The sequence below is a fragment of the Paenibacillus sp. S29 genome (genome assembly GCF_049319765.1).
GTDB lineage: Bacteria > Bacillota > Bacilli > Paenibacillales > Paenibacillaceae > Paenibacillus > Paenibacillus polymyxa_B.
This window is the reverse complement of the sequence record NZ_JBMOUI010000006.1, coordinates 166,967-179,029: the sequence shown is the minus strand read 5'-3', so window position 1 is coordinate 179,029 and position 12,063 is coordinate 166,967. Positions and strand designations below refer to the sequence as shown.

15 protein-coding genes are annotated in these 12,063 nt (G+C 46.8%); all 15 read left to right on the top strand.

Annotated features, from left to right (window positions below):
* Positions 1 to 19 precede the first annotated feature (19 nt).
* The 15 genes from ACL9RM_RS12740 to ACL9RM_RS12670 all read left to right on the top strand — a co-directional run bounded on the left by ACL9RM_RS12740 (position 20) and on the right by ACL9RM_RS12670 (position 12,050).
* Positions 20 to 664: a LysM peptidoglycan-binding domain-containing protein gene (locus tag ACL9RM_RS12740; protein ID WP_061830304.1), complete on the top strand. Its 645-nt coding sequence runs from the start codon at positions 20 to 22 to the stop codon at positions 662 to 664.
* Positions 661 to 1,638: an XkdQ/YqbQ family protein gene (locus ACL9RM_RS12735; RefSeq protein WP_023987379.1), complete on the top strand. Its 978-nt coding sequence runs from the start codon at positions 661 to 663 to the stop codon at positions 1,636 to 1,638. Before ACL9RM_RS12740 ends, ACL9RM_RS12735 begins: the two co-directional genes overlap by 4 nt.
* Complete coding sequence (locus ACL9RM_RS12730) at positions 1,631 to 2,038, top strand: hypothetical protein (protein ID WP_250267642.1); 408 nt, start codon at positions 1,631 to 1,633, stop codon at positions 2,036 to 2,038. Before ACL9RM_RS12735 ends, ACL9RM_RS12730 begins: the two co-directional genes overlap by 8 nt.
* The gene (locus tag ACL9RM_RS12725; RefSeq protein ID WP_250267643.1) at positions 2,031 to 2,495 is read left to right on the top strand and encodes a DUF2634 domain-containing protein; all 465 of its coding nucleotides are present in this window, start codon (positions 2,031 to 2,033) and stop codon (positions 2,493 to 2,495) included. The genes ACL9RM_RS12730 and ACL9RM_RS12725 overlap by 8 nt, the downstream gene beginning before the upstream one ends.
* Entirely contained in the window at positions 2,495 to 3,646 is a 1,152-nt protein-coding gene (locus tag ACL9RM_RS12720) for a baseplate J/gp47 family protein (RefSeq protein WP_069291308.1), read from the top strand. Before ACL9RM_RS12725 ends, ACL9RM_RS12720 begins: the two co-directional genes overlap by 1 nt.
* On the top strand, positions 3,639 to 4,313 hold the full coding sequence (locus ACL9RM_RS12715) for a YmfQ family protein (protein ID WP_250267645.1): 675 nt from the start codon (positions 3,639 to 3,641) through the stop codon (positions 4,311 to 4,313). The genes ACL9RM_RS12720 and ACL9RM_RS12715 overlap by 8 nt, the downstream gene beginning before the upstream one ends.
* 1 nt (position 4,314) lies before the next feature.
* On the top strand, positions 4,315 to 6,906 hold the full coding sequence (locus ACL9RM_RS12710) for a hypothetical protein (protein ID WP_069291310.1): 2,592 nt from the start codon (positions 4,315 to 4,317) through the stop codon (positions 6,904 to 6,906).
* A gap of 12 nt (positions 6,907 to 6,918) precedes the next feature.
* Positions 6,919 to 7,530, top strand: a complete 612-nt coding sequence (locus ACL9RM_RS12705; protein ID WP_250267646.1) for a hypothetical protein — start codon at positions 6,919 to 6,921, stop codon at positions 7,528 to 7,530.
* A 61-nt stretch (positions 7,531 to 7,591) separates the two neighbouring features.
* Positions 7,592 to 7,906: a hypothetical protein gene (locus ACL9RM_RS12700; RefSeq protein WP_250267648.1), complete on the top strand. Its 315-nt coding sequence runs from the start codon at positions 7,592 to 7,594 to the stop codon at positions 7,904 to 7,906.
* A complete protein-coding gene (locus ACL9RM_RS12695) occupies positions 7,899 to 8,030 on the top strand; it encodes a hypothetical protein (RefSeq protein ID WP_268819832.1) in 132 nt (43 codons plus the stop codon). The genes ACL9RM_RS12700 and ACL9RM_RS12695 overlap by 8 nt, the downstream gene beginning before the upstream one ends.
* Before the next feature lie 52 nt (positions 8,031 to 8,082).
* Positions 8,083 to 8,850, top strand: coding sequence for a putative phage tail protein (locus ACL9RM_RS12690; RefSeq protein WP_414126380.1), 768 nt, complete (start codon positions 8,083 to 8,085; stop codon positions 8,848 to 8,850).
* Positions 8,851 to 8,892: 42 nt separating this feature from the next.
* Positions 8,893 to 9,282, top strand: a complete 390-nt coding sequence (locus ACL9RM_RS12685) for a phage tail protein (protein ID WP_061830296.1) — start codon at positions 8,893 to 8,895, stop codon at positions 9,280 to 9,282.
* 14 nt (positions 9,283 to 9,296) lie between these two features.
* Positions 9,297 to 10,250: a tail fiber protein gene (locus tag ACL9RM_RS12680; protein ID WP_250267650.1), complete on the top strand. Its 954-nt coding sequence runs from the start codon at positions 9,297 to 9,299 to the stop codon at positions 10,248 to 10,250.
* 230 nt (positions 10,251 to 10,480) lie between these two features.
* Positions 10,481 to 10,927: a phage holin family protein gene (locus ACL9RM_RS12675; protein ID WP_414126347.1), complete on the top strand. Its 447-nt coding sequence runs from the start codon at positions 10,481 to 10,483 to the stop codon at positions 10,925 to 10,927.
* Positions 10,928 to 11,084: 157 nt separating this feature from the next.
* Positions 11,085 to 12,050 (top strand): glycoside hydrolase family 25 protein, encoded by a 966-nt coding sequence (locus ACL9RM_RS12670; protein ID WP_414126346.1) that lies wholly within the window; start codon positions 11,085 to 11,087, stop codon positions 12,048 to 12,050.
* Positions 12,051 to 12,063 lie beyond the last annotated feature (13 nt).

Below are 12,063 nucleotides of genomic sequence, written 5' to 3'. Positions count from 1 at the left end.
ACGGGGAAGGAGGAAAGAGATGGAATTTAGTTTGACAGATGGTAAAGGGAAAAAATTTCAGTTTCCGGTGAACCCTGAGGAAGTGACGATCTCACGGCAAAAGGGATTTGATACAACGACAATTTTATCCTATGGGGAGTTTGACTTCCCACAAGGGGAGAAGGTGAAGGAAATCTCCTTCTCTTCTTTTTTTCCGAAAGAATACAATCCAGCGTATTGCACATACAAAGATATCCCTGATCCGCAGGAGGCCATGAACACGTTGAATGGCTTTTTGTTATCCAAGAACCCGCTACGTTTTATTATTACGGAGACAGCCGTGAATGTGCCAGTAATTGTGGCATCTCATAATTCGATCTTTCGCGGCGGCGAGTATGGGGATGTGAATTTTGATCTGTCACTGCGGACCTGGAGTGATATGAAAGTTGCCAAAAAAGCTGGCGTCACGGGAAGTAAGGCGGCTGCGGTCAACAAAAAGCCCCGCACAGATATGAAAGAAAAGAAAAAAACATATACGGTTAAGTCCGGGGATTCCTTGTCCAAAATTGCCAAGCTGGAGTTGGGGGACAGTTCGCAATGGAGTCGTATTTATCAGCTTAATAAAAAGGTCATTGGACAAAATCCGAATGCGATTAAACCGGGGCAAAAGCTGGTGCTGTCATGAGCTATAAAGTCATTTTACAGGATAAATATGATTTGTCGCCGCTTGTGGAGAACATTAATTTGAGGGATTCGCTGGAGCAAATCGCCTATCAGGGCACGGTCAATCTGGTCGTTACGTCGGATATGCCGCCGATTTCTCCAGGGATGTCGATCCGGGTTAGCGGAATTCCTTATGGTAAAAAAGATTATGTTCCCTTGTTGTCCCCCGCAGTGATCTGGGAAGTAGAAACCTCTAACAACGGGCTCAAACGTATGACGCTGACGTTATATGACCGTACAGTGTATTTAGACAAGTCCGAGGATGAGTATTTACTCCCTGCTAAGCAGACGGCTACTCAGCGTTTTCAGAAGTATGCTAGGGACTGGAAGCTGAAAATCGCTTCATTGCCAGATACGAAAAAAACGCTGGGACGCGCCGTATACCGCACACAGTCCATCTATTCTATGATGCTGGGAGATCTGCGCGAAACGGCAAAGGCGGGGGGGAAGCTGTATCATCCACGGATGATTTCTTCCGGCTTGGAGCTGTACGAGTTGGGAACGAACAAAGATGTGTATGCTCTGGAGAGAGTCACGGATACAACTCAATCCCGTACGCTGGAAGGTGCGGCCACGAGAGTGAAGGTACTGGCTACGGCTGCCAGTGAATCAGGCAATGAGGTACCGTCCAAAGTGATGGCGCTTGAGGAAAAGGACATTGCCAAATATGGGACACTTCAGGTCATCGTTCAGGATGACGAGGTCAAGTCTGGTGCAGCAGCACGTGAGTTGGCCAAAAGTAAGCTGAGAGGCATACAACAAACGATATCGGTAAATGCACCGGACATGAACACGATCCGAGCAGGAGACGCGGTAATGTTAGGCTCCATAAAGTTGTTGGTCATTTCAGTGAGCAGGGAATTAGGCAACCCTGGCAGTATGTCGCTGGAGCTCGGAACGTATGACGATGTAAAAAGGAGGTTTTACCTTGAATAAGGACCCCTATGGGCATTTGGCTACTGCGCTGCAATCTTCATTTCATAAGCATACCAAGCAAGCGCTGAGTGGAGTGGGCGCCGTACTAGGCACGATCACTTCCACGGGACTCAAGCTGGACGATTTTAAACATGAGCTTCAGGATTATCTGGTCGCGGAGTTGCCGGGACTGCTATCTGTACCACGACATATGTACAAAGGAACCTCAACCGCAGTGGAATCGGAAAATTGGGAAGGCAAAGAGCTGAAAACTTCCTTTTATTTCGGGGAAGACGAACTGGAGGATGTGAATCTCAGTTTGAACGAAGGTCTTAAGCCCGGAGATCGTGTACTGGCAGTGCGGGTGAATAGCGGCAATGATGTGGTGGTCGTGTGCAAGGTGGTGAGTGGACGTGGCTAATTTATTTCCCGAAACAGATGATATGATCTGGACAGACACGGATATGACCGACCCGGATGTACTGGAGGATAATCGCGCTGTATTTGGGCGAAGCTGGCGGTTTGATTTTGAAGCTGGAGAGTTTGTTATGGGCCCTAGCCGTAAAATCGTGACTACAGGCGAGAAAGAAGCCTGGGTACAATGGTGTGAAAAAGCGATTCGCACTCCTCGCTACCGGCATGTGATCTATTCACCTGACTATGGTAGCGAGCTGGAGGAGCTGATTGGTAGCAGCTATGGGTACGGTGTGCAGGAAAGTGAAATTAAACGCATGGTCACGGAGGCGTTACTAGCAGATGCACGTACGGCTACTGTGGATCAATTCACGTTTCGCTGGGAAGGTGAGGCGTGCCATTTTAGCTGCCAGATTACGAACGTGCGAGATGAAACGGAAATTGTGGAAAGTGTGGTGATCTAATGGCAGACTTGCCGGAATATTTGGTAGACCAGACGGAAGAGGGAATTTTAAATCGGATGTTGGAAAAAGTGCCTTCGGACATGGATAAGTCCGAGGGCTCTTTTATTTGGGATGCGCAGGCGCCAGTGGCTTTTATGCTATCCGAAGCCGCAATCTGGGCGCAGGAGCTGCTGCGACGTGGCTTTGCCAGCACCGCAGCCAGCGATAATCCGGATTTTCGCTCGCCGGAGTTGGATTTGCGGACAGCAGAGCATGGGGTGACACGGCGAGAAGCGGTTGCTGCCTCAGGTATGGTCACGTTCAAGGGCACAGCGGGAACGACCGTTCCGGCGGGAACGCTGGTGGCGACCCCGGCAGATGATGTATCCGGGGAAGCTTCCATTGAATATGCGACCACGGCATCGGTCACGCTGGATGAACAAGGTGTTGGGGAAGCAGCTATTCGGGCGGTCAATCCCGGGCGTAGCGGCAATGTGCCTGCGGGTGTCATCCAAGTGATGGCAACCCCAGTTAGCGGGGTCGCCTCTGTGATCAATACGGAGGAAACAAAAAGCGGTACAGACGTTGAGAGCGACCAGCTGTTGCTGGAGCGTTTTTATGCCAAGGTGCGGAACCAAGGCACAAGCGGCAACAAGGCGCAGTATACCCAGTGGGCGAATGAAATTGCTGGAGTGGGTGGCGTAGAAGTTGTTCCGCTCTGGAAAGGGCCAGGAACAGTGGGGTTATATGTACTGGATACGGACAAACGAGCAGCCAGCCCGGATATCGTGGCTGCGGTGCAAAAGTATATTGATCCGACGCAGGATGGGCAAGGAGAAGGGCTGGCACCAGCGGGTCCTGTGGTGACGATCATGCCAGCGACAGAAGTGGAAATTAACATCTCAGTCAAGGTACAGCGTACCAAAGAGAAGCCGTCCACATTGGATGAAATCAAAAAGCTGATCGAAAGCGGTGTGCGGACGTATTTGAAGCAGCTTGCTTTTTACAAGGAAGACCCGTTGGTACGTTACACCCGGATTTCTGCTGTGCTGCTGGACATTCCGATTATTATTGATTTCTCTGAACTGAAAATCAATGGACAGAGCAATCAGAATATTGAGATTGGATCAGGTCAGGTGGCAGTGCTGGGGACGGTGAGCGTCAGTGAGTAACAATGGAACGAACAGTTTTGAAGATATATTGAATAACCTAGACCAGGGAAAACGTGCAAACCGTAGTGGCACTTTTGTCAATCGGGTAACTATAGCGGGAGATACAGTGGGCCAAATGAGCAGCGAGCGGGGACGCGAGCTGCTTTCCTATTTGCCTGCCTATTATGAAACCTCACGTGTGATGAGTTCCGATATGGATGCTAAAGGAAGCGAATTGGACGCCTTGTATCTTGCAATGGATGCAACGGTGGGACAGTTTTTCGTACGTACCGCCACTTGGGGGTTGGAACGCTGGGAAATGGAGCTGGGTATCGAAACCGACCTGGCGAAGCCACTGGATCAACGGCGTGCGGTGGTGGAATCGAAGCTGCGAGGGGCAGGAACTTTTTCCGGCCGGCTTGTCAAAAATGTAGCTGAAGCGTATGACGGAGGCACGGTAGATGTCACTTTTCATCCCGCCGAATGGGGATTTACGGTCAAATTTATCGATACCATTGGGATTCCGCCCAACGTGGAGGATCTTAAAGCAGCCATTGAGGAGATCAAGCCCGCTCATATGGCGGTGGAGTACAAATTACGCTACCTGACCATTGCTGAAGTTGAGTCTATGACCCTCTATGAAAATGAACATACAACCCAGGATAGATATTTAGGAGGTGGCGCATAGCATGGCAAGCGAAAAGACACCAAATCTTGGCTTAAATCAAATTGACCGCACATCGCCCAAAACCACGTATTTTGACTTGGAGAAGTATTTGGATCAAAACTGGCGCGCTGTAGACGATTTCGCAGGTGACGTGAATGATGGTGTGAATGAGATCAAGAAGCGTCTGGATACGACGGAGCGTAAGGCGGTGACTCTCGAACCCGGGGTGCAAATTGTTCATGCGGAAAAGGCATCGCCGTTTTCGCTGACGGGGATGAGCGGGCGTACGTTGGTGAATTTGTTGGGAAGATGGGGGAATTTGAGTAGCTTAAGGGTGGTAACACCGTATCAAGCTGATATAGCGCTAGATACTTTGAATAAAGGGACAATGCCTAATTCGTTAAAAGTAACGATCAAGCCTGGATATACCGTTGGAGTGGGGTTTTATAGTAATTTTAAATTTTTAGCTGGGAAATACTATGTTGCAATTGTAAGAGCTAAAGTAGGTAACGCTATAGATGCAGGAATCTCGGCTCCGAATGCTCTGGTAGAATCGAAAGTTGTAGTTACGGATAAGACTAACTTTGCTACGGCTTGGTTTAGGCTGGCACCTACCAGCGATATTATTACTAACATAGATTTGGTAACACAGGGTACTGTAGGACAGTATTCTTATTTTGAGGCTGCGCGTATCTATGAGATTTCTGCAGCAGAATATGCAGCATTAGCAACGATGACCGACGATCAAATTGACAACAAATATCCTTATGTAGATAGTGTAATGCCTGTGCGTAATCCATACGCGGTCCGGTACGGGGAGAATTTGGCCCCACACTCTTTTTATTCTTGGGACGCTACGGTCGGAACACCTCTTATTAAAGATAATCGAAATGTTGTTGTTTCTTCTTCGAATATAATGATATCTTCCATCTACCCATTAGTTCCGGGTCAGGCTTACACGGTTTCCGCTCAGTCGAGTGGAGCAACGGGCAGAATACATGTAAATATGCAAAACGAGACTGCGGTTATCGGTAATGTAACAGGTAGTGGAATTATATCTTATACATTCACAGTTCCGGCAGGTACTAAAGGTGTAGTGATCCGCTTGTTGGGCACATCCACTGCCGAAGTAACGATTTCAGACTTTATGTTCAACATCGGCAGTATTGCCAAACCATTCAAGCAGCATGAAGACTCCATGCTGGCACTGCAAACAGACCTGTACGCCGATCCAGTTACAGGGGCTAATGCTGATACAGTGTTTGAACGTGATGGGCAATATTATAAAAGCAAACGTTGGCACAGTATGACGCTTGACGGCTCGCTACCCTGGGGTTACTTCGATTCAGCCGCAGGCTACAAAGTTGTGCGGATACCTGCCACTAATGGAATGGTTGACAGTGAGAGGATAACAAAGTTTGACGGTAAGTTGGTTCAGCATGTTTTCCCGTTAAGCGGGCCGGATCAATCCCACCTTAGCCCAGAATCTGGTGTTGTGGGTCTGTCCATTTCTAGCGCAGACAGTGGATGGGGAGATAACTACACACCTACAACAGACGAAATAAAGGCGTATTTTATGGGCTGGAAGATGTATTTGGCTGGTCAAGGAGACGTTAGTAAGCCGTTTAACAATGAGGCAGTAGGGAAGGCGTGGTGTCCGCTTGATTCTATCTACGATTCGAACGGGGCCGCAGCAACGCTGTACGTAACTACTTTGCCGACAACAGCGATAACATCCTTGTCGTACGTAAGATATGGAAATTGGTCGGCATACCAACTCGTATACAAACTCGCAACGCCTACAGCAGAGCCTATCATATCCGAAGGGCAACTAACGTTCGTTGCGGGAGACAATCAGGTTGAAGTAGGTACGGGAATTGTGTTGCGCGAGCCTGCCGACGTATTTATGGAGACAGGAACTATGTTCGGCAACAGGATGAACATAAATAACGCCAGCTTTAGCGCGCGCTTGCTCAGGAACAGGTCTATACAACCGTTGACGGTATACAAAGATGGGGTCTTAGACACAAGATGGACTAAGGGCGTCGGATGGATCACGAGTGCAGGTACGTTATCGCAACTTTTGAATGCATCGGATAGCGACAGAGTATCGGCCTACAGTGTCACGTACTTTATGGTTGGTCTCTCACCCGTTGTGCCGTTCACAGGAATCTACGCAGCCAACGAAAAGACACTGCTGTTGGATTTGATAGACTGTGTGCAACAAGCAAATTTGCGCCTGTCTGTGGTGGAGAACAAAAAGGCGGACAAGGATAGCCCTTCCTGGATTACACCCACGTTGCTTAATGGCGTTACAGCAGAAACATCCTCAGTGGATATGTGGCCTCAGTACCTTAAAATGTCAGATAATCTTATTAAGATGCACGGGTCAATAAAGGTACCGACTTCTAATGCAACCGTTACATGTTTTAGGTTGCCGGAAGGATACAGGCCAAAAATACTAACGGTATTAACCTGCGCAGCATCTGATGCGGTGTCCGCTGACAAAACTGCCGTAATTGCAATATCCTCTGACGGACGTGTTGAAGTAGTAGGCAGAGGGGGCTATGGTTGGATACGTTTAGATGCCGTTCAATTTATAGCAGAAGTTTAAGGAGGATAATATATGAAAGCAGTACCTAAAGTAAATACAGATGGCCTCTATCTGGAGGACAAGCTAGTGGACGATGCCTTTTCGGGTATCGTCCCTTTTTATGCTCCATCTTCACTCATACTATCTGACACAGACCAGCAACAAGACATCTATATGCGTACTACCGATAAATCGAGTGCCATTGATGAAGAGAATACAGAAACCAGCCCTGCTGGCTATACGGTTGGTATTCCAGTTCCACCGGGCTTATATCATCCTCTGTTTGATATTCAAGGCTGGTTGACCTATGAAGCAGAATATAACGAAACTCTGATTGAGGCACAAAAGAAGTACGAGAAAATTAGTAAGGAATCGCAAGCTTCATTTCAGAAGTTGCATGTTGAATGGCAAAACAAGCTGGAAAACGAACGTGGAGACGAACCTATATATTCTGCTCCGGCTTTTTCGACTCCAGAACGAAGAGACCCGACGACATTTTGGAGTGAAGGATTGAGTGAGGAAGCGATTAAGGAACTGACACAAAAAGCAGAGCAACAACCAAGTGAGACAGATCAATTGAAGCAGCGTATTGCAGATCTCGAAGTAACGCTGACCCAGCTCATGCTTGGTAACACAGGAAAATAACCATGTACTGACTCCTGTTTAGACGCAAAATTCTTATTTAAAAAGAGGTGAAGTCATAACTATGACTGCTTTAACAGAGACTCAATTACGTATTTGTGCTTATGCTTGTGTTACCCGCTATGATAGGGGAGAAGGTAATATAGCAGCTATCATTGGAAGCTACGCTTTAGATGAAAAACAACGTAAACAAGTGAAGGGAATGATTTTATCTCAGCGTTCTGATCTGGTTTTGGATAACGTAGAGGAAACGTCATCTATGGAGGTTTCCAGTGCACAGCGAGAACCGGTTAAATGGTATAGCTCTATTTTTCGTAAAAAACGGTATAGAGCAGAGAGCAAAAATGCCTGTACTCAAAGGAGGAGCGAGCATGTATGAAAGAATGGATCTGATTATAATGGGTTTCTCCAAGCTGAAAATGAACAGACAAAGCAATCTTTTTATAACGATTCAATTCGGTCAGGGGGTAGAGCTGGGGATGGTGAGTATGGATGGATATTGACGAAAAAAAAGAATCTGTTATCCAAGATGTAACGGATGATTTTAGTAAACGAATGTTCAGTTCGCGGGGACCGGAGCTATTTTCCTATCTTCCTGCCTATTACGAAGCATCCCGTGTTATGCACGTCGATATGGATGCAAAGGGTAGCGAACTAGATGCTCTATACCTTGCGCTAGATGACACGTTAGCCCAGTTTTTTGTTCGCTCCGCCACTTGGGGGCTTGAACGCTGGGAAATGGAGTTGAGTATCCCGATTCATTTGGAAAAGCCGCTGGAACAGAGGCGATCCGTTGTGGAGTCAAAACTTCGTGGGAGTGGCAAATTTTCAGGGGATTTAGTACGGAAAATCATGAGCTCATTTGGTGTCGATGGGGAAGTAGATTTTTATCCGGCTGAGTACAAGTTTGGTATAAGCTTTGAAAATAGAATCCCTGAAAATATGATTGATTTCAAAAAGATCATCGAGGATATTAAGCCTGCTCATCTTGCTTTTTATATGAATAACAAAACTAGGCTTGCATTTCTTCATGAGAATGAAATGGTTTCTCGTATTCGATTACGTTCAAGAGTTCGCTTTTTTGGTGGGAAGCCATGGTATTTAGATGGTGTCGAGTTACTGAACGGAATAGCTTCTTTGTCCGGGTGGACAGAGGAACCTATGCGCTATTTAAACCATACAAAACTAGTCATCAAGCATCGAATGGATCATCATCAGGAAGGCAAAATGATAATTCGAGACCATTATTGGAAGTTAGATGGAAGTATGAAGCTTGACGGTAGTCAGATGTTAAGCTCAACCGAGAAAGTCATTTCAATCTAAACCAATATAACTTTTATTTTTAAGATAGAAAGGATGGTAAGTATGGCAGAACAAGTTTTGACAGTCACGACTGCATATGCAAGGGAACAAATGGCTCGTGCCCGCGCTGAGGGAGGAACGCTGACAAAAGTAGTGAAAATGTCGTTTGGTAGCGGAGGTGTGGATCAAGCAGGGAAGCCACTGCCTTTGGATGGGACAGAACAGGTGTTGAAAAAGGAACTGGTTCAAAAGGATATTACGAGCTTTGAATTTATTGCTCCTGCAACAATTCGATATACTTGCTCACTGGCAGAAAATGAATTGGCGGGTGAGACGATTAATGAGCTGGCTTTGGTAGATTCAGCGGGGAAGCTGACGGCTATCCGTACAATGAGCAATAAGATCAAGGATAGTGATATGGAATTTGTTTTTGAAATTGATGACATCTATTAAGGAGGATAAAAAGTATGAGCATACAACAACCACGCAGATTTGTTACTACCGACCAAGGACATGCGGACGTCCTGAATGGACCGATTGATACCCTTTATGCTAACGATCAGGAATTGGCCGCACAGGTTGAAAATATCAAAAAGGACCCGGCTGGAAACGGTGTTGCTTCTAAGGAAGCGTTAGACAACCATGCCAGCAACACAGAGATCCATGTTACGGCAGCCAAGCAAGCGGTATGGAGTGCAACAGAGGGGAATGCCAAGAAGTATACAGATCAGTACGCTGCTCCCAAGCAGCATAGTCACCCAGCATCGGATTTGCCTTCTGCATCCACACAGGCTAGGGGGATTGTGCAACTTAATACATCTACCGGGAGCACAGCTACAGATCAGGCAGCTACTCCCAGTGCGGTAAAGGCAGCTAATGATCGAGCGAATGAAGCTTACAGCCGGGCAGACCAGGCTTTTACGCAAGCCAGTGATCTTAAATCAAAGGTCGCTAACGCTATCACTGGCAAAGGCGGCAGTGCCAACTCTGGTATGACCGGAGATCAGTTAGCGGCATCTATTTTGAATATGCCTACTAAGAGATTCGCTTCAGGGACTATCAGTGCAAGTAGCTCTAAGATAATTCCAGATGCTGGTTCAGTTGTGGAATTACCTGCAACTGCAACCGTAAGGTATGATATTCCATCTGGGTTCAACATAACCAGACTATTTTTAGATATTAGCGGAATAGTAGGTGGTTACTTATATGGCTGGTTTTCCTATGCAATGCCAAGTGGAACTCTCACGGTATCCCTTGGGTCATCTCGTAGCGTTACAAATGAATATGGGACTTATACTGCTAGCCTCTCAGGAAATAATACACTTACCATTGTGATGACAATGAAGTCTACTGTAGCTGGTACTGGATCGACGCAAAGATATTACGAGCACAATAGTATTCAATGGTGGGCTTATGAATAATTAGTGAATAAGTAATGACCCTACTGAGGATGCGCTGTAGGAGAGAACTGCAATGTGAAAAATAGTGGAGATCTTCTTCAAAAATATTGAGAGAAGATAACATTACAGAAAATAAAGTATAGATAAGGGGAGAAAAAAACCACACGCCCATTCAAAGCGTGTGGTTTTTGAATGCCCTTGGACAACCAAGGGCATTCACTTTAAAGCTAGGTTCAAAAGGGGGAACAAACATGCATCAAAAGATCGATCAGATTTGGCTGGGGCTTTCCACGGGGACCTTGATCGGTTATTTTTTTGGGGGGTGGACCACAATGTTGACGTTGCTGTGGTGGATGGTCGTGATCGACTTTTTCACCGGATGGGCAGCGGCCTGGATTAATGGGGAGCTAAAAAGTCGCCAGGGGTATTACGGTATTTTTCGCAAGGTTACCGTGTTTTTGCTCATTACGGTAGCTCATCTAATCGACGGTATTCTCGGGGATGCACATTACTTCCGGGATGCCGTCGTTTTCTTTTATTTAGCGAACGAGCTGTTGTCCATTATTGAAAATGTGGGCAGAATGGGAGTGCCGATGCCGGATATTTTGCGGAATGCAGTAGCTATTTTTGAGTCCAAGTCGAGTGGAGAAAAAATAAAGCCAACCGACCCTTCCGAAAAAGAAAATAAAGCTTCATAAAGTGCGACCAGTGGCCACTACAAAATAGGCAGACTACCTTTTTGCCCTTTTTTCGGTGTAAAAGTGGAAAAGCCCAGACCGTATGGATGGTCCAAGCATATGGATAACAGAGACAGAGTGATCTACAACATTATGATTGATAAGGAGGGAACGCCTTATGCAGAATCGCAGCCCTAACGCTGCCGAAGGCATTGACGTGTCCCGATATCAGGGAACGATTGATTGGAAACGTGTACGAGCCGATGGTAAATCGTTTGCATTTATTAAAGCGAGTCAAGGACAGCGTTACGTCGATCCGACATTTATCACGAATGCAAAGGGGATCAAGGCAGCCGGGATTCTGCTGGGAGCTTACCATTTTGTAGATGCAACCACTGTAAATGCAGCAAAAGAGGAAGCCAGGCATTTCGCCGAGGTGCTGGATCAGGTGGGTGGTGCGAAAGCGCTGGACTTGCCAGCGGTAATGGATTACGAAAATAATCCGGGAGGGCTTAGCTCGGCCGCGATTCATGAGGTTGCGTTGGCATTTGTAACAGAATTTGAACGGATAAGCGGCCGTAAGCCGATGGTATATACAGGGAATGCTTTTGCCGCCCATTTCAAAGCGCCATTGGGTAGTTATAAGCTGTGGATTGCACGTTATAGTACACGGGTGCCCGGCGACACCACAGCATGGAAGAACTGGGACTTTTGGCAATACAGCGATAGTGGACGGGTTGATGGAATTCAAGGGCCGGTTGACCTGAATGTATACGCCGGAACAGAGGCCGAGCTACGCCAAGCATTTGCAGGAGAAGAGGGGGATGAGCCAATGACAGCAGAGGAAAAAGCGGCATTTCAGGCCCTGCAGCAGCAGGTCGCCGCTCTTGAAAACAGCAAAGATGTGCTCAAGCAGACGTTGAATGAACAAAGCGCTTATATTAAAAAGGTGGATCAGCGGGTAGCTGAATTGGAGGGGCGTCAGGCTATTCCTGTACCGACCTGGGCGAAGGAAGCGATGGCTGCCGCTGTTGCATTTAATCCGGCAAGCCCGATTGTGGATGCGAAACTGCCAAGCAGTTACGATTTTTATCGCTTACTGGTCGTACTGAACCGTCTGGGTGTGTTTAAAAAAAATAAATGATCTTTTGCAAATC

Excerpts from the sequence above, each read along its gene's own strand:
- ACL9RM_RS12740 (WP_061830304.1), top strand. The coding sequence starts at position 20 with ATGGAATTTAGTTTGACAGATGGTAAAGGGAAAAAATTTCAGTTTCCG.
- ACL9RM_RS12735 (WP_023987379.1), top strand. The coding sequence starts at position 661 with ATGAGCTATAAAGTCATTTTACAGGATAAATATGATTTGTCGCCGCTT.
- ACL9RM_RS12720 (WP_069291308.1), top strand. The coding sequence starts at position 2,495 with ATGGCAGACTTGCCGGAATATTTGGTAGACCAGACGGAAGAGGGAATT.
- ACL9RM_RS12710 (WP_069291310.1), top strand. The coding sequence starts at position 4,315 with ATGGCAAGCGAAAAGACACCAAATCTTGGCTTAAATCAAATTGACCGC.
- ACL9RM_RS12705 (WP_250267646.1), top strand. The coding sequence starts at position 6,919 with ATGAAAGCAGTACCTAAAGTAAATACAGATGGCCTCTATCTGGAGGAC.
- ACL9RM_RS12700 (WP_250267648.1), top strand. The coding sequence starts at position 7,592 with ATGACTGCTTTAACAGAGACTCAATTACGTATTTGTGCTTATGCTTGT.
- ACL9RM_RS12695 (WP_268819832.1), top strand. The coding sequence starts at position 7,899 with ATGTATGAAAGAATGGATCTGATTATAATGGGTTTCTCCAAGCTGAAA.
- ACL9RM_RS12690 (WP_414126380.1), top strand. The coding sequence starts at position 8,083 with ATGTTCAGTTCGCGGGGACCGGAGCTATTTTCCTATCTTCCTGCCTAT.
- ACL9RM_RS12685 (WP_061830296.1), top strand. The coding sequence starts at position 8,893 with ATGGCAGAACAAGTTTTGACAGTCACGACTGCATATGCAAGGGAACAA.
- ACL9RM_RS12680 (WP_250267650.1), top strand. The coding sequence starts at position 9,297 with ATGAGCATACAACAACCACGCAGATTTGTTACTACCGACCAAGGACAT.
- ACL9RM_RS12675 (WP_414126347.1), top strand. The coding sequence starts at position 10,481 with ATGCATCAAAAGATCGATCAGATTTGGCTGGGGCTTTCCACGGGGACC.
- ACL9RM_RS12670 (WP_414126346.1), top strand. The coding sequence starts at position 11,085 with ATGCAGAATCGCAGCCCTAACGCTGCCGAAGGCATTGACGTGTCCCGA.